The 15070-nt window shown below is 69.7% G+C and carries 17 protein-coding genes and 1 tRNA gene; 11 read left to right on the plus strand and 7 right to left on the minus strand.

The features are described from left to right. Positions 1–61: 61 nt before the first annotated feature. Together IEX84_RS03490 and IEX84_RS03495 are read right to left on the minus strand one after the other, a co-directional pair. Positions 62–364: a DUF424 domain-containing protein gene (locus IEX84_RS03490; protein WP_188869832.1), complete on the minus strand. Its 303-nt coding sequence runs from the start codon at positions 362–364 to the stop codon at positions 62–64. After that, positions 361–1119 carry a tetratricopeptide repeat protein gene (locus IEX84_RS03495; RefSeq protein ID WP_188869834.1) on the minus strand — a complete coding sequence of 253 codons (759 nt, stop codon included), beginning with the start codon at positions 1117–1119 and terminating at the stop codon, positions 361–363. The genes IEX84_RS03490 and IEX84_RS03495 overlap by 4 nt, the downstream gene beginning before the upstream one ends. 53 nt (positions 1120–1172) lie before the next feature. On the opposite strand from IEX84_RS03495, the gene thpR reads away from it, so the two are divergent. Next, entirely contained in the window at positions 1173–1733 is a 561-nt protein-coding gene (thpR, locus tag IEX84_RS03500; protein ID WP_188869836.1) for an RNA 2',3'-cyclic phosphodiesterase, read from the plus strand. A 15-nt stretch (positions 1734–1748) separates the two neighbouring features. On the opposite strand, the gene IEX84_RS03505 is transcribed toward thpR, so the two are convergent. After that, complete coding sequence (locus IEX84_RS03505; protein WP_188869912.1) at positions 1749–2165, minus strand: DUF7522 family protein; 417 nt, start codon at positions 2163–2165, stop codon at positions 1749–1751. Between the two features lie 124 nt (positions 2166–2289). Here IEX84_RS03505 and IEX84_RS03510 point away from each other — a divergent pair, with 124 nt between their 5' ends. The 5 genes from IEX84_RS03510 (at position 2290) to ftsY (ending at position 5407) form a co-directional block, all read left to right on the plus strand. Further along, positions 2290–2442 (plus strand): 50S ribosomal protein L39e, encoded by a 153-nt coding sequence (locus tag IEX84_RS03510; RefSeq protein WP_020221372.1) that lies wholly within the window; start codon positions 2290–2292, stop codon positions 2440–2442. Continuing rightward, positions 2442–2723: a 50S ribosomal protein L31e gene (locus tag IEX84_RS03515; protein WP_188869838.1), complete on the plus strand. Its 282-nt coding sequence runs from the start codon at positions 2442–2444 to the stop codon at positions 2721–2723. The genes IEX84_RS03510 and IEX84_RS03515 overlap by 1 nt, the downstream gene beginning before the upstream one ends. 7 nt (positions 2724–2730) lie before the next feature. Further along, on the plus strand, positions 2731–3393 hold the full coding sequence (locus tag IEX84_RS03520) for a translation initiation factor IF-6 (RefSeq protein ID WP_188869840.1): 663 nt from the start codon (positions 2731–2733) through the stop codon (positions 3391–3393). Between the two features lie 103 nt (positions 3394–3496). Continuing rightward, positions 3497–3964 (plus strand): prefoldin subunit alpha, encoded by a 468-nt coding sequence (gene pfdA, locus IEX84_RS03525; protein WP_188869842.1) that lies wholly within the window; start codon positions 3497–3499, stop codon positions 3962–3964. 6 nt (positions 3965–3970) lie between these two features. Then, entirely contained in the window at positions 3971–5407 is a 1437-nt protein-coding gene (ftsY, locus tag IEX84_RS03530) for a signal recognition particle-docking protein FtsY (RefSeq protein WP_188869844.1), read from the plus strand. A 255-nt stretch (positions 5408–5662) separates the two neighbouring features. Here ftsY and IEX84_RS03535 read toward each other — a convergent pair whose 3' ends face one another. Together IEX84_RS03535 and IEX84_RS03540 are read right to left on the minus strand one after the other, a co-directional pair. Further along, entirely contained in the window at positions 5663–6112 is a 450-nt protein-coding gene (locus IEX84_RS03535; RefSeq protein ID WP_188869846.1) for an MPN domain-containing protein, read from the minus strand. A 1-nt stretch (position 6113) separates the two neighbouring features. Continuing rightward, a complete protein-coding gene (locus IEX84_RS03540; protein ID WP_188869848.1) occupies positions 6114–6374 on the minus strand; it encodes a hypothetical protein in 261 nt (86 codons plus the stop codon). Between the two features lie 141 nt (positions 6375–6515). Here IEX84_RS03540 and IEX84_RS03545 point away from each other — a divergent pair, with 141 nt between their 5' ends. Both IEX84_RS03545 and IEX84_RS03550 read left to right on the plus strand, forming a co-directional pair. Then, positions 6516–8255, plus strand: a complete 1740-nt coding sequence (locus tag IEX84_RS03545) for an excinuclease ABC subunit C (RefSeq protein ID WP_188869850.1) — start codon at positions 6516–6518, stop codon at positions 8253–8255. A 56-nt stretch (positions 8256–8311) separates the two neighbouring features. Then, entirely contained in the window at positions 8312–9412 is a 1101-nt protein-coding gene (locus IEX84_RS03550; protein ID WP_188869851.1) for an SPFH domain-containing protein, read from the plus strand. Between the two features lie 7 nt (positions 9413–9419). Here IEX84_RS03550 and uvrB read toward each other — a convergent pair whose 3' ends face one another. Then, on the minus strand, positions 9420–11483 hold the full coding sequence (gene uvrB, locus IEX84_RS03555; RefSeq protein WP_188869853.1) for an excinuclease ABC subunit UvrB: 2064 nt from the start codon (positions 11481–11483) through the stop codon (positions 9420–9422). Between the two features lie 85 nt (positions 11484–11568). Here uvrB and IEX84_RS03560 point away from each other — a divergent pair, with 85 nt between their 5' ends. The 3 genes from IEX84_RS03560 to IEX84_RS03570 are packed head-to-tail and all read left to right on the plus strand — an operon-like array spanning position 11569 to position 14828. After that, positions 11569–11844, plus strand: a complete 276-nt coding sequence (locus IEX84_RS03560) for a DUF7553 family protein (protein ID WP_188869855.1) — start codon at positions 11569–11571, stop codon at positions 11842–11844. A 59-nt stretch (positions 11845–11903) separates the two neighbouring features. After that, on the plus strand, positions 11904–13319 hold the full coding sequence (locus IEX84_RS03565) for a PAS domain-containing protein (protein ID WP_188869857.1): 1416 nt from the start codon (positions 11904–11906) through the stop codon (positions 13317–13319). 57 nt (positions 13320–13376) lie between these two features. Beyond that, positions 13377–14828, plus strand: a complete 1452-nt coding sequence (locus IEX84_RS03570) for an ATPase domain-containing protein (RefSeq protein ID WP_188869859.1) — start codon at positions 13377–13379, stop codon at positions 14826–14828. 37 nt (positions 14829–14865) lie between these two features. On the opposite strand, the gene IEX84_RS03575 is transcribed toward IEX84_RS03570, so the two are convergent. Next, positions 14866–14941 (minus strand) — tRNA-Cys (locus IEX84_RS03575). Between the last annotated feature and the right edge of the window lie 129 nt (positions 14942–15070).

Consider the following 15070-nt stretch of genomic DNA (forward strand, 5'->3'; position numbering starts at 1 on the left):
GGCGTCGCGGGAGGGTGAGGGCGGTGGGCGCGTCGGGCGGTGAGCGCGTCGCCCCGCGGGCCTACATCCGGAGGTACTGAGCGTGCGGGACGCCGCCGAGGTCGACGACGGTGGCCTCGTCGACGTAGCCGGCGTCGACCGCGGTCGTGACGGCGACGTCGCCGACGAGGTTCGCGACGCTCGCGCGCCCGAGGCTCTCCGCGAGCGCGTCCGCGTCCGTCTCGCTGTCGGCGTCGCCGTAGAAGGACGGCTCGACGGTGACGGAGACGGTGCCGTTGTCGTACGTCTCGCCGACGATGTCGGCGTCGGCGGCGGCGACGAGGAGCCCGCGGTCGGTGCGGCGCTCGGTCACGCGGACGCTCATTCGCGCTGGCGCTCCCCGTCCACGAGGCGCTCCTCCTGACGCTCGCGTATCTCCTCCGCGTGCTCGACGACGTCCGTGGCCTCCTCCTCGCGCCCGAGCTCGTCGAGAGCGCGCGCCTTCTCCTCGTAGACGTCCGCCTGCTTGAACCCGAGGCGAATCGCGTTGTCGAGGGCGTCGAGCGCCTGCTCGTGGCGGCCCTGCTCGTTCTCCATGAAGCCGAGGTTGTACCAGCCGTGCGGGAGGCGCTTGTCCTTGCGGACGGCGTCCTCCGCGTGCTGATAGGCCTCCTCGGTCTTCCCGTACTCCCAGAGGGCGTACGCGAGGTTCGTCTGCGCCTCGGCGGCGAACGGGCCGTCGTCGTCGACGTGGAGCGCCTCCTGGTGGGCGCTCGCGGCCGCGTCCCACTCCTCGAGTTCGGCGTGCGCGACGCCCTTGTTCACGCGGGCCTCCTGCTCGTCCGTCTCGTCGTCGGCGAAGCGGGCGGCGCGCTCGAAGGCGTCGACGGCCTCCTCGAAGCGGTTGATGCCCATGTAGCTCAGCCCGACGTCGATGAGCGCGTCGGCGTCGACGCGGTCCGCGGCGATGTTCGCGTCGTCGAGCAGGTCGACGAGGACGCGGTCGTCGACGGGGTCGACTTCGGTCGGGTCGACGTCGAGTTCGGGCGGGTCGAGGTCGAACCCCTCGTAGGGGTCCTCGAAGCCCTGCCCCTCGGAGAAGCGGTGGTCCGCGCCCTCGCGTGGCTCGCGGTCGGTCATGGACTCGTTTGGCGGCCCGCGGGGTTAAGGGCTACGCCGTCCGTTCTCAGAGCATGCGGCTGTTCGTCAGCGTCGACCTCCCCGAGTCGCTCGTCGAGTCAGTGCGGGCGCTCCAGGCCGAGTTCGCGGACGCGGACGGCCTCGACTTCGTCGACCCGGCGCAGGCCCACGTCACGCTGAAGTTCCTCGGGGAGGTCGAGGAGTCGGCGTACGCGGAGACGGCGGGAGCGGTCGAGCGCGCCGTCGAGCGCTCGCGGGTCGGGCCGTTCGACGCGGCGTTCGGCGGGCTCGGCGTCTTCCCGAGCCTCGACTACGTCAGCGTGCTGTGGCTCGGTATTGGTTCGGGAGCGGTCGAGCTCGCGGCGCTCCACGAGGCCGTCGAACGCGAGTGCGTGGCCGCGGGCTTCGACCCCGCGGGGAACGAGTTCACGCCGCACGTCACGCTCGCGCGGATGAAACACGGCGGCGGGAAGGAACTGGTGCAGCGTCTCGTCCGGGAGCGCGACCCCGACGTCGGGACGGCGCGCGTCACCGACGTGCGGTTGACGGAGAGTACGCTGACGCACGAGGGACCCGAGTACGAGACGCGCGAGCGCTTCGCGCTCGGGAAGTGAGGGTGCGGAGGTGGGTTACTCGTCGTCCTCGATTTCGCCGAGGTTCCCCTCGCGCCAGTGCTCGAGGGTCTCCTCCAAGGCGGCGGCGCAGGACTCGACGTCCGTCATCGTCAGGCCGTCGGTCGTGAGGAACACGCCCTCGCGGTCGGTGGTGACGCGGAGGAGGTAGCCGTTGCTGAACGCGCGGATCGTGTAGTCGTACTCGCCGAGTTCGCTCCCCTCGTAGGCGTCCTGGGTGAGCTGGAAGGACTGCCACTCCGCGCCGATGAACGCGGAGAGGTCGGCGTCGCGTTCGAGGTCCGAGCGGAGGTAGACCTGCTCGTAGTCGGTGTGCGTGAAGTACGTCACGGAGCGGAGGCTGTCGCCGAGCGCGGTGCGGGCGATGATGCGCAGGCGTTCGCGGGCCTCGTCGGAAAGCAGGTCGTGCTCCAGTTCGGCGTCTTCGTTGGCCATAGTGGGGGTGTCCGCGCACAGGCCCTTAACTGGTCGGGCGGCGGCGCGTAGCGGATCGAGAAGAACAACGTTTTAAGTTCGGCGGCGAAACGTTCGTACCACTATGGGCAAGAAGTCCAAGGCCAAGAAAAAGCGGCTGGCGAAGCTGGAGCGCCAGAACAGCCGCGTCCCGGCGTGGGTCATGATGAAGACGGACCGCGACGTGCAGCGAAACCCCAAGCGCCGCCACTGGCGGCGTAGCGACACGGACGAATAATGAGCGCCAGCGACTTCGAGGAGCGCATCGTCACCGTCCCGCTGCGCGACCTGCAGGCCGTCGCCAAGCACAAGCGAGCCGGGAAGGCCGCGACGCTCGTCCGCGAGCACCTCGCCAAGCACTTCGCCGTCGAGACCGAGGAGGTCCGCCTCGACCCCTCCATCAACGAGTCCATCTGGTCCCGCTCGAACAAGAACCCGCCGCGGAAGCTTCGCGTGCGTGCCGCCCGCTTCGAGGAGGAGGGCGAGACGGTCGTCGAGGCCGAGCACGCAGACGAGTAACTCCACCTTGCTCCGCGCTTCGTTCTCCGGGTCACCGTACGTCGGCGTGTTCGCCCGCGCGACCGACGGTTGCGTCCTCGTCCGGCCGGACCTCGACGACGACCTCGTCGAGTCGGTCGCGGACGAACTCGAAGTGCCCGCCGTCCCCACCCGGGTCGGCGGGTCGAGCACCGTCGGATCGCTCGCCACCGGCAACGCCTCGGGGGTCCTCGTCAGCGGTCGCGTCCGCGACCGGGAGCGCGAGCACATCGCCGAGGCGACCGACCTCCCCGTCGGGGCGCTCCCCGGCCGGGTCAACGCCGCCGGCAACGTCGTCCTCGCAAACGACCAGGGGGCGTACGTCCACCCGGACCTCGACCGCGAGGCCGTCCAGGTCGTGCGTGACACCCTCGACGTGCCCGTGACGCGCGGGCGCATCGCGGACGTCGAGACCGTCGGGACGGCCGCCGTGGCGACGAACGACGGCGTCCTCTGTCACCCGAAGACGACGGACGACGAACTGGACCGGCTGGAGGACGTCCTCGGCGTCCCCGCCGACATCGGCACCATCAACTACGGCGCGCCGCTCGTCGGCTCCGGCCTCGTCGCCAACTCGCACGGCTACGTGGTCGGCGAGGACACGACCGGCCCCGAACTCGGCCGGATCGAGGACGCCCTCGGCTATATCTGAGACTTCTCTCGCGCCGCCACGCCCCGCTCACCGGTCGCCGGGACGCCGGGGCGTCGGGCGCGACATCCTAAGATACTTCCCGCTCGCGGCCCCCCATCCACGCATGAGTCTCGGAGGCGGCGGTGGCGGTCGACAGCAGCTACAGGAACTCTCCCAGCAGATTCAGGCCCTCGAAGAGGAGCAGGCCGAACTCGAAGACGAAGTCGAGAGCCTGCAGGAGGAGAAGCGCGAGGCCGACGAGGCCATCGAGGCCCTGAACACCATCGAGACGGGCTCGACGGTGCAGGTGCCGGTCGGCGGCGGCGCGTACGTCCGCGCGGAAGTCGAGGACATCGACGAGGTCATCGTCGACCTCGGGGCCGACTACTCGGCCGAGCGCACCCGGGAGGGTGCCATCGAGAGCCTGGAGACGAAAAAGGAGACGCTCGACGAGCGCATCGAGGACGTCCGCGAGGAGATCGCGGAGGTCGAAGAGGAGAGCGCGCAGCTCGAACAGCAGGCCCAGCAGGCCCAACAGCAGATGATGCAACAGCAGATGCAGCAGGCCCAGGGGCAGGGCGACGACGAGTAACCCCCCATGTTCGACGGGCTGAAGGAGAAGCTCGGTCGGTTCCGCAAGGACGCCGAGGAGGTCGCGGAGGAGAACGCCGAGGCGGTCGAGGCCGACGAGGAGACGGCCGAGGCGGAGCCGAGCGAAGAAGCAGAAACGGAGACGCAGGCGGCGGACGCCGCGGCGCGAGAGGCGTCCGAGACGACGGCGACCACGTCCACATCCACGTCCGCGGCGGCGGAAGCGGACGCGAGCGCGGACACGTCGGCGGAGCCGTCTGCCGACGAGCGTGCGCCATCGAGCGACGCCGCGGACGCGGGCGGAGAAGCGGCGTCCGGAACGGAACCCGACACCGAAGCGAGCGCGGCGTCGGCGTCCGCCACCGAAGCCGCACCCGAAACGACGGCGTCGGTCGCGGCGGCCGACGAAGACGCGACCGCGGCGGTTTCTGAGGAGAGCGAGCGTGAGAGCGAGAGCGTCGCCGAAACGGAACCCAACAACGAGGCCGAGGCGGCGTCCGAAACGGAACCCGACAGCGAGGGCAAGTCCGAGAGCGAGGAGTCGTCGTCCTCCGGCTTCGGTTTCGCCAAGAAGGCCAAGTCCGCGGTTCGCGGGCGGGTCGTCATCGAGGAGGAGGACCTCGAGGACCCGCTCTGGGAGTTGGAGATGGCGCTCCTGGAGAGCGACGTCGAGATGAGCGTCGCGGAGGCCATCCTCGACCAGATTCGGACGGAGCTCGTCGGTCAGGAGCGGAAGTTCACGGAGTCGACGGGCGACCTCGTGGACGAGGCGCTGCGCGACGCGCTCCTCTCCGTCATCGGCGTCGGGCAGTTCGACTTCGACGAGCGCGTCGCCGAGGCGGACAAGCCCCTCGTCATCGTCTTCACCGGCATCAACGGCGTCGGGAAGACGACGAGCATCGCGAAGCTCTCGAACTACCTCGACGAGCGCGGGTTCTCCTCGGTCATCGCCAACGGCGACACCTACCGTGCGGGCGCGAACGAGCAGGTGCGCGAGCACGCCGAGAACCTCGACACGAAGCTCATCGCGCACGAGCAGGGCGGCGACCCCGCCGCCGTCATCTACGACGCCGTCGAGTACGCCGAGGCGAACGACGTCGACGTCGTCCTCGGCGATACCGCGGGCCGGCTCCACACCTCCGACGACCTGATGGAGCAGCTGGCGAAGATCGACCGCGTCGTCGACCCCGACATGACGCTCTTCGTCGACGAGGCCGTCGCCGGGCAGGACGCGGTCAACCGCGCGCGGGAGTTCGACGACGCCGCGGAGATCGACGGCGCGATACTGACGAAGGCGGACGCGGACTCGCAGGGCGGCGCCGCCATCTCCGTCGCGTACGTCACCGGGAAACCCATCCTCTTCCTCGGGACCGGACAGGGGTACGACGACCTCCAGCGCTTCGACCCCGAGGGGCTCGTGGACGACCTCCTCGGATTGGAGTAAACGCGGTTTTCGAGCGGTAGCGAGGAGCCGCGAAGTACCGAACGGGGAGCGATGCGACCCGTGAGAAACGCGGTTTTCGAGCGGTAGCGAGGAGCCGCGAGGTACCGAACGCCGACGGAGGAGGCGTGAGGATAAACGCGGACCCTTCGGTTTCGCGGAAGAGAACGGGACGCGTCCCGTGTGGCGCGCTTTTGCAGTATCTGTCGAAAAGGCCCTCAAGGGCGATTCGACCGTCGGCTTCGGCGCGTCGAGCCGTCAGACCGTCTCCTCGGGCGCGCTCGCGGCGAGGAGGACGAGGTCGCGCCGGCCGCGGCGGTCGTAGGCGCGGACGTCCTCGGCGGACCACGGCGGGACGGCGACGAACAGGCGCGCCGCCAGGTCGTCGGTGAGGGAGGGGTCGGGGTCGCCACGCGGGTGGGAGAGGAACCGCCCGCGGGTGCGTCCCGAGGGCGTGGCGAGGTCGACGCCGAAGACGGCGGCGATGGAGCCCCCGGCGTCCGGGAGGTAGAACTCGGCGAACACGGGCGTGTCGGCGGGGACGTCGGCGAGCCGCGTGCCCGGACCGTCGTCGGCGTTGAGGTCGCCGGCGGGTCGCGTCGTGAGCGCGACCGAGAGCCGCTCGGGCTCGGCGTCGGCCGCGAGGTCGCAGAGCGCCGCGACGAGCGGGCGCGTCGCGTACACCGGCTCGGCGTCGGCGTCCGGCACGTCAGACGTGGTCGTCGGGGGCGTTCGACTCGCGGACGCGCTCGACCTCGCGGCGGTATCGCTCGGCGGCGTCGGCGTCCTCGACGGGCGCGAGTTTCGCGGGGTCGACGTCGCGGGCGGCGGTCGGGTCGGGGGCGTTCAGCGACTGCTGTTTCTCGAAGCGCGCCTCGCCGTCGGGGGTCGCGTAGCGGACCGTGAGCATCCCCTTGTCGGTGTACTCGCGGCCGACGAACCAGACGCGGACGCTGTCGTCGTCGCTCATACGTCGCCCGTGGGGCCGCGGGCGTTTGGCTCTGTGGGTCGGCGTCGACGAGGGCGGGCGAGGAGGGGAGACGAGAGAGGAGACGAAAATCGAGTGCGGCGAGCGCGACGTTCAAACGGCCGCGTCGACTACGCGTGGATGATGGACGACGAGGCGGTGCGCGAGGCCGCACGCTCCCTGCCGGCGGAGCCCGGCGTCTACCAGTTCCAGCGCGACGACGGGACGACGCTCTACGTCGGGAAGGCCGTCGACCTCCGTGCGCGGGTGCGCTCGTACGCCGACCCTCGCTCCGCACGAATCGCGCGGATGGTCGAGCGCGCCGAGACGCTCGACTTCGCGGTGACGGACACGGAGACCCAGGCCCTCCTCCTGGAGGCGAACCTGATCAAGCGCCACCAGCCGAAGTACAACGTCCGGCTGAAGGACGACAAGTCCTACCCGCTCGTCCAACTCACCGCGCACGCCTACCCGCGGATCGAGGTGACGCGCGACCCCGACGAGGGCGCGACGGCGTACGGCCCCTACACGGACCACGGGCGCGTCGAGACGGTCGTGAAGGCGATACGGGAGACGTACGGCCTGCGGGGCTGTTCGGACCACAAGTTCGAGGGGCGCGAGCGGCCGTGTCTCGACCACGACATCGGGCTCTGTACCGCGCCCTGCACGGGCGAAATCGACCGCGAGGCGTACGCGGAGGACGTCGCGGCCGCGAAGCGCTTCTTCGAGGGCGAGACGGGCGCGCTCGCGGACCCCATCGAGCGCGAGATGGAGCGGGCGGCCCGGGAGCAGGAGTTCGAGCGCGCCGCGAACCTCCGCGACCGACTCGACGCGGTGCGGGCGTTCCACGGCGGGGGCGGGGAGGCCGTCGCGTCGCGGGGCGGCGAGCGCCACGTCGACGTCCTCGGGGTCGCCGTCGAGGGCGACACGGCGACGGTCGCGCGCCTCCACAGCGAGGGCGGCCAGCTCGTCGACCGGGACCAGCACACGCTCACCGCGCCCGAGGGCGAAGAGCGCGTCGCGGACGTCCTCGCGGCGTTCGTCCCGCAGTATTACGCCGAGCGCGCGCTCCCGGACGCGCTCTTGCTCCCCGAGGACCCCGGCGACGACGACCTGCGGGCGTGGCTCGACGCCGAGGGCGTCGCCGTCCGCGTCCCCGGGGCGGGCCGCGAGGCGAAGCTCGTCGACCTCGCGCTGAAGAACGCCCACCGGCGCGCGGGCGGCCGGGACGAGCTCTCGGCGCTGCGCGACGCGCTCGGTCTCGACCGACGGCCGGCGCGTATCGAGGGCGTCGACGTCAGCCACGCGCAGGGGAAGGCGGTCGTCGGGAGCGACGTGACGTTCGTCGAGGGGAGCGCCGAGACGGGTGACTACCGCCGGAAGAAGCTCGAAGAGGAGAACGACGACTACGCGAACATGTACCGGCTCGTCACGTGGCGCGCTCGGCGCGCCGTCGCGGGCCGCGACGACCGCCCGGACCCCGACCTCCTGCTGGTCGACGGCGGCCGTGGGCAGTTGGACGCGGCGCTCGACGCGCTCGACGACGCCGGGTGGGAGATACCTGCGGTGGCGCTCGCCAAGCGCGAGGAGGTCGTCATCACGCCCGAGGGGACGCACGACTGGGACACGGACGCCCCTCAGTTGCACGTCCTCCAACGGGTCCGCGACGAGGCCCACCGCTTCGCCGTCCAGTACCACCAGAGCCTGCGCGACAGCGTCGACACCGCACTCGACGACGTCGACGGCGTCGGTCCCGAGACGAGAACGCGCCTCCTCCGGCGTTTCGGGAGCGTCGAGGGGATTCGCGCGGCGAGCGGCGCGGAGTTGCGGGACGTCGAAGGTGTCGGACCCGCGCTCGCCGAACGCCTCGACCGCCGGCTCTGAGCGGCGCACCCGATAGCGGGGCAACGGCTAAGGCCGCGCAGGGGGATGGTTCGCGTATGTCCGGGGCCGGTGACGAGTCGATGCGGCGTTTCTTCCGCGCGCTCGGTCGCGCGAGCGCCCGCGTGCGACGGTGGCACCTCGGCGTCGGGACCCTCGCGCTGAGCGCGCTCCTCGTCGCCGCCAGCGTCGGGACGGGTGCCGTCCTCCTCGTTCTCGCTCTGAGCGCGCTCGTCGTCCTCGCCGTCGAGAGCATCGAACTCGTGCAGGCCTACGAGCGTCGGCCGTACACCGTCTTCGGGGCGTACGAGGGGATTCTCGGCCCCGGGATCAACCTCGTCGTCCCGTTCGTGACCGAGACGTACGTCTTCGACACGCGCACGCAGACCGTCGAGGTGCCGACCCAGGAGGCCATCACGCGCGACAACTCGCCGGTGCGCGCGAGCGCCGTCGTCTACCTCAGCGTCGTCGACGCCGAGAAGGCCTTCCTCGAAATCGACGGCTATCGTGACGCCGTCGCCTACCTCGCGCAGACGTCGCTGCGCGCCACCATCGGCGACATGGAGCTCGACGCGACGCTCAGCGAGCGGGCGGCGATGAACGAGCGGATTCACGAGCAACTCGACGAGACGGTCGCGGCGTGGGGCGTCGCCGTCGAGGCCGTCGAGGTGAAACGCGTCATGCCGAGCGAGGGCGTTGTGAGCGCGATGGAGCGCCAGACCGCCGCCGAACGCCACCGGCGCGCCGCGATCCTCGAAGCCCGGGGGGCGCGCGGCGCGGCGGTCGAGCGCGCCCTCGGCGAGCGGACGGCCGCGGTGTTGCGCGCGGAGGGGGCGAAGCGCGCGAGCATCCTCGAAGCCCAGGGGGACGCCGCCGCGACCGTCCTCCGTGCCCGCGCCGCCGAAGCGATGGGCGAGCGCGCGCTCATCGACCGGGGGTTCGACGCGCTCGAACGCGTCGGGGCGGGCGCGGCGACGACGTACGTCGTGCCGCAGGAACTCACGAGCCTCGTCGGGCGCTACGGCCGGCACGCGGGCGGCACGGGCGGGAAGCGTGGCGGGGGGCTCGACGCGAACCCCGTCGACCTCGTCGAGCTCGACTTGGCGGACGTAATCGAGACGCCCGCTGACGCGGAGGCGGTCGAAATAGAGGTCGAGTAAGTCCCGACTACCAGTCCGCGTCCGGTTCGGGGGCGATCCCGTCGTCCGCGTCGTCCCCCGCTAAATCGTGTTCCTCGCGGAGGGTGGCGATGCGGTCGCGGATGTCGGCCGCGAGTTCGAACTCCAGGTTCGACGCCGCCTCCTCCATGCGCGTTTCGAGTTCCGCGACGCGGTCGGCCGCGGCCTCGGCGTCCGCGGGGGTCTTCCCGCCAGTCGCCTCGCTCACGTCGGTCTTGGCACCGGGGAGGTTCGCCTCCGAAACCTCCTTCTCGATGGTCGTCGGCGTCGTGCCGTGCTCCTCGTTGAACGACTGCTGTATCTCGCGGCGGCGTTCCGTCTCGGAGATCGCCGCAGCCATCGCGTCCGTCGTCTCGTCCGCGTAGAGCACCGCCTTTCCGTTGACGTTGCGCGCCGCGCGCCCCATCGTCTGGATGAGGCTCGTCCGCGAGCGGAGGAACCCCTGCTGGTCGGCGTCGAGGACCGCCACCAGGGAGACCTCGGGGATGTCGAGGCCCTCCCGGAGGAGGTTGATACCCACCAAGACGTCGAACTCGCCGAGGCGGAGCCCCCGGACGAGTTCGTGGCGCTCCAAGGTGTCCGTCTCGTCGTGCATGTACTCGACGGCGACACCCGCCTCCTCCAGGTACTCCGTGAGGTCCTCGGCCATCCGCTTCGTCAGCGTCGTCACGAGCGTCCGCTCGTCGCGCTCGGTGCGCTCCTGGATACGCGCGAGGAGGTCGTCGATCTGGCCGTCCGCGGGCGAGACCTCCACCGCGGGGTCGACGAGGTGCGTCGGGCGGACGACCTGTTCGACGACCCGCCCCGAGTGCTCGCGCTCGTAGTCGTCCGGCGTCGCCGAGACGTAGAGCGTCCGGTCCGTCTTCTCCTCGAACTCCTCGAAGCTCAGCGGGCGGTTCGCGTACGCCGTCGGGAGCCGGAAGCCGTTGTCGACGAGGCTCTCCTTGCGCGCCTTGTCGCCGGCGAGTTGGCCCTTTATCTGCGGGACGGTGCGGTGGGACTCGTCGATGACCGTGAGGAAGTCGTCCGGGAAGTAGTCGAGGAGCGTGTAGGGGGCGTCCCCCATCTCCCGGTCGGAGAAGTAGAGCGTGTAGTTCTCGATGCCCGAACAGTAGCCGGCCTCCTGGAGCATCTCCAGGTCGAACGTCGTGCGTTCCTCGATGCGCTGGGCGGCGAGGAGGTCGCCCTCGCGCTCGAACTGCGCGACGCGCTCCTCCATGTCCGCCTCTATCTCCGCCATCGCGTCCTCCAGGCGCTGTTCGGGGATGGAGTAGTGCTCTGCCGGGTGGAAGAGCACCGCCGGTTCCTCCGAGACGACTTCGCCCTCGAGGGGGTCGAGTTTCGTCAGCCGGTCGACCTCGTCACCCCAGAACTCCACGCGGACCGCGTAGCGGCCGTACATCGGGTACACCTCGACCGTGTCGCCCCGAACGCGGAAGGTGCCCTGCGTGAAGTCCACGTCGTTGCGCTCGTAGTTCAGGTCGACGAGCCGCGCGAGCAGTTCGTCGCGGTCGAGGGTCTCGCCGCGCTCCACGGAGAGCGACATGTCGACGTAGTTCGACGGGTCGCCGAGGCCGTAGATCGCCGAGACGGAGGCGACGACGATCACGTCGTCGCGGGTGAGAAGCGAGCGCGTCGCCGAGTGGCGCAGGCGGTCGATCTCCTCGTTCACCGAGGCGTCCTTGTCGATGTACGTGTCGGTCTGCTCGACGTACGCCTCGGGCTGGTAGTAGTCGTAGTAGGAGACGAAGTACTCGACGGCGTTGTCCGGGAAGAGGTTCTTCAGCTCCTCGTAGAGCTGCGCCGCGAGCGTCTTGTTGTGCGCGATGACGAGCGTCGGCTCTTGGACCTCCTCGATGGTCCACGAGACCGTGTTCGTCTTCCCCGAGCCCGTCACGCCGAGGAGCGTCTGGGCGTCCATCCCCGACTCGAAGCCCGACGCGAGCGCCTCGATGGCGTCCGGTTGGTCCCCCGCCGGGTCGAACGGCGCGTCGACGCGGAACTCGTGTTCGGCGTCCGGGCGATCCGGTTGCAGCGGGCCGGCGTCACTCATTGGGCGTGTTTGGCGACGCGACTACGTAAGTGGCGTGCCGGGACCGCGTCGAAACGTTTAGGCGGCCGTTCGATAAGGTTCGAACATGGTCATCGACGAGCTCCGAGACGCGAGCGACACGCTCGACAGCGCCGCAGCGGACTGCGACGACGACGATCTGCGCGACCGACTGGCCACGCAGGCCGACGCCCTCGCCTCGCTCGCGGAGCGAGAGCGCGGCCCCGACCACGGACGCCTCGCGCGACACACGCACGCGCTCCAGGACATCGCGTCCGACACGGACGACGACGACATCGCCGCGGCCGTCGACGACGCCCTCGCGTCCATCCGGGCGTACCGCGAGACCGTCAGCGGCGTCTGACGCACGCGGACACGCGGGGAGGGCACAGAGGGAAGTATCGGGGGGGCAAAAGTACGCGCATGGACGACCGGGAGGGGGGAGTCTTCCACGAACCCGACGCCGCGGAGCGACTGGTGCTCCTCATGTCTCCCGGGCGGGACCGCGAATTACTCGCCGAGTGGTTCGAGAGCGCCACCGACTACGCCGTCGAACCCGTGAGCGACGCGAACGACCTCCCCCCCGAGTACGACGTCTGCCTCCTCGACGACCGGACGTTCGGCGCGTATCGGGGGGCCATCGTCGAACACGCGTGCGAGGCGGACCCCGTCTACCTCCCACACCTCCTGCTGACGACCCGCGACGACGAGGGAGTGTGGAACGCCGACGGCGTCGACGACGTCGTCTCCCTCCCCGTCGGACGCGACGAGCTCCATCGACGCGTCGAGAACCACCTCCGCACGCGCCGCGCCTCGCTCCGCCTCGCCGAACGCGAACAACGCCTCCGGCTCTTCCGCCGCGCCATCGAGGCCGCCGCCCAAGGCATCACGATTGCGGACGCGAACGCGGACGACGCACCCGTCATCTACGCGAACGACGCGTTCAGCCGTATCACGGGCTACGACACCGACGAAGTGGTCGGACGGAACTGCCGCTTCCTCCAGGGCCGGAACACCGACGAAGCGACCGTCGAGACGCTCCGCGACGCCATCGAACGCGGCGACCCCGTCTCCGTCGAGATACTCAACTACCGCAAGGACGGGACACCGTTCTGGAACCACCTCGACATCGTCCCCATCCACGACGACGCCGGCCGCATCACCCACTACCTCGGCTTCCAGCAGGACGTCACCCAGCGCAAGCGCCACGAGCTCCGCCTCTCCGTCCTCAACCGCGTCCTCCGGCACAACTTCCGGAACAAGATGACGGTGATACGCGGATACGCGGAGCGAATCGAGACCGGCGAAGCCACGCGCGAGGACGCAGAGCGCATCCGCCGCGCCGCCGACGAACTCCTCCAGATCGGCACCCAGATGTACGAGTTCGACACGCTCGTCTCCGACGAGAAGGCCGAAGGCGAATCGTTCGACCTCGTCGAAGTCGCCGAGAGCGAGGTCGAGACCCTCCGAGAGCACGCAGTACGCGCGGACGTCGTCACCGACCTCCCCGAACGCGCGCCCGTCGCCGGACACCCCTCCCTACGCGCCGCCCTCCGCGGGTTCTTCTCCCTCTTCGAGGACACCGCCGAAGTCGACCTCGACGTGACGGTCCGCGAACGCGACGGGGACGTCCGTCTCACCGTGACCGACCGCGGTACCACCCTGAGCCGACACGGCATCGAAATCGTCGCCCACGACGCCGAGACGCCGCTCGACCACCTCGACCGGCTCGAACTCTGGTTGCTCCGGTGGGCCGTCGAGCAGTCCAGCGGCGAGTTCGACGTCGAGACCGCCGACGAACACCCGTCCGTCACGCTCCACTTGAACGTCGCCGAGTGACCACGACCGAGACGGGGGAAGAGCTATTCCGACCGTCCCCGCATACAGGGACGTCCAATGACCGACGACAGTGACGACCGCACGAGCACCGGCGTGGCCGGCCTCGACGAGGTTCTCGGCGGGGGCCTCATTCCCGGACGAAGCTACATGCTCCGCGGCCGACCCGGCACGGGGAAATCGCTCCTCGCGCTCGCCTACCTCATCGACGGCGTCGAGCGGGGTGAAGACTGCCTCTTCGTCGCGCTCGAAGAGACCGAAGCCGACATCCGACGCAACGCCGCCGCGGTCGGCCTCGACATCGACGGCATCGCGGTCCTCGACCTCACCCCCGACTCCAGCGCGTTCACCGACGACGAGACGTACGCCGTCTTCGACCCCGGAACGGTCGAAGAACGCTCACTCACCGACGCCATCACCGAACGCGTCCGCGAACTCGAACCCACTCGGGTCGTCATCGACCCGATGACGCAACTACGATACCTCGCACCCGACGAGTACCAACTCCGAAAGCAAATCCTCGCGCTCACCAGCTTCCTCGAACAGGTTGGCGCGACCCTCGTCTTCACCACACAAGCCACCAGCACCCACAGCGACGAGGACTTTCAGTTCATGGCCGACGGCGTCATCGAACTCGGCGACACCGGGTCCGGACGAACCGTCTCCGTCCCCAAGTTCCGCGGCTCCGGCACCCGCAGCGGCACGCACACGCTCCGCATCCGCGACAGCGGCCTCAGCGTCTACCCCGAACTCGAACCGAGCCACCACCACCGGCCGTTCGCGTCCGAATCCATCCCCTCCGGAATCCCCGAGTTCGACGAGCAACTCCACGGCGGAATCGAGCGCGGCACCGTCAGCATCATCTCCGGCCCGACCGGCGTCGGAAAGACCACCACCGGCGCGCAGTTCATGAAGGAGGCCGCCGGCCGCGGCGAACGCTCCGCCATCTACCTCTTCGAGGAGGACGAACGCACCTTCCTCGAACGCTGCACCGCCGTCAACATCCCCGTCGACCGGATGGTCGAACGCGAAACCCTCTCCATCGAGGAAATCGAAGCCCTCGAATACACACCACAGGAGTTCGCCAACACCGTCCGCACCGACGTCGAGGAGTCGGACACACAGCTCGTGATGATCGACGGCATCAACGGCTACGAGCTCTCCATCCGTGGCGACGAACACACCTTCCGCTCCGAACTCCACCGACTCTGTCGCTACCTCAAGAACATGGGCGTCACCGTCGTCCTCATCGAGGAAGTCGCCACCGTCACCGGCGACTTCCAAGCCACCGAAGGCGAGATTAGCTACCTCGCCGACAACATCGTCTTCCTCCGCTACATCGAGATGGACGGCGAGCTCCGGAAAGTCGTCGGCGTTCTCAAGAAACGCACCAGCGACTTCCAGCGCAGCCTCCGCGAGTTCGAGATTACCCAGCACGGAATCAAGATCGGCGACCCACTCACCGGACTCCGCGGCATCCTTCGGGGCACACCCGAACAACCCGGCGAGTGACCGAGGTCGCTATCGCTACCGCGTCGAGGGTACAGAAAGCCAAGGGCCGGATTTGAACCGGCGGTGGGCGGCTCTGCAGGCCGCTGCGTTAGGCCGGACTCTGCCACCTTGGCGCGATTCGACGTAGCGGATTGGCGCGCTTAAACGTAGCGATACCGCACGAAAACCGAGTGGAGAGCGCTGTCGCTCTCCGTCCGTACTACTGACTGACTGAATGAGTGGGAGAGCCGAACGTCGCTCTC

Source organism: Halarchaeum rubridurum, assembly GCF_014647115.1.
Taxonomy (GTDB): Archaea; Halobacteriota; Halobacteria; order Halobacteriales; family Halobacteriaceae; genus Halarchaeum; species Halarchaeum rubridurum.